Annotated in this window: 1 protein-coding gene; it reads left to right on the top strand. The window is 72.7% G+C overall.

Going from position 1 to position 1,072, the window contains the following annotated elements; all coding sequences use genetic code 11:
* Window positions 1-311 precede the first annotated feature (311 nt).
* Window positions 312-1,072: DEAD/DEAH box helicase (locus ACWGIU_RS38375; RefSeq protein WP_453712779.1), on the top strand; the 761-nt coding region annotated here is incomplete at its 3' end.

Here is a 1,072-nt window from a genome sequence, read left to right as displayed (position 1 = left end):
CCTTCGGGGTGCGGGCCCCAGCTGCACGCATTTTTCGACCCGCCCCGTCCCGCCCTCGGTGCCGCCCGTCCCAGCCGCGGGTGCCGCGCCGAGGAATCCGCAGACCTTCGTACGCGGATCCCGCCCCGCTGATACGCCGGGCTGCGCGCCCTGACGGACGGCGTCACCCACTTTTCAGTACCTGTACCCGCCAGGATATTCGGCCGGGCAGGTTCGCTTCGTATTGTCATTCGGCCCGTTTCTTGCAATTCTCCGCGCAGTGCACGCCTGCGGGAATTCCTTGATATGCGCCGTATCGAGGAAGGTTCCGCATGAACCGCACGCGCACGAACGACCGATTCGCCCGCACACGCAACGGCACGGCCGGGTCAGGCCAGAGCGGCGGCCGCTTCGGCGGCTCTGCCCCCAGCCGTTCCGGTGGCCCCAGCCGTTCCGGGGGCCCGAGCCGCTCGGGCGGCTACGGCCGCCGCCCCGCCGCGATGCAGGGCGAGTTCGCCCTGCCCAAGACCATCACCCCCGCGCTGCCCCCCGTCGAGGCCTTCGCCGACCTCGCCATGCCCGTGGAACTGCTCGCCGCACTGACCGCGCAGGGCGTGACCGTACCGTTCCCGATCCAGGGCGCGACCCTGCCGAACTCCCTGGCCGGCCGCGACGTGCTCGGCCGCGGGCGGACCGGCTCCGGCAAGACCCTGGCCTTCGGACTCGCCCTGCTGGCCCGTACGGCCGGCCGACGCGCCGAGCCCCGCGAGCCGCTCGCGCTGATCCTCGTACCGACCCGCGAGCTGGCCCAGCAGGTCACCGACGCCCTCACCCCGTACGCCCGCTCGATCAAGCTGCGGCTGGCCACGGTCGTCGGCGGGATGCCCATCGGGCGGCAGGCCGGAGCGCTGCGCGCAGGCGCCGAGGTCGTCGTCGCCACGCCGGGCAGGCTGAAGGACCTCATCGACCGCGGTGACTGCCGACTCGACCAGGTGGCCATCACCGTCCTCGACGAGGCCGACCAGATGGCCGACATGGGGTTCATGCCGCAGGTCACCGCGCTGCTCGACCAGGTACGCCCCGAGGGCCAGCG

This window comes from Streptomyces sp. NPDC054840, from assembly GCF_053611065.1.
This window is presented reverse-complemented; position numbering and strand designations above follow the sequence as displayed.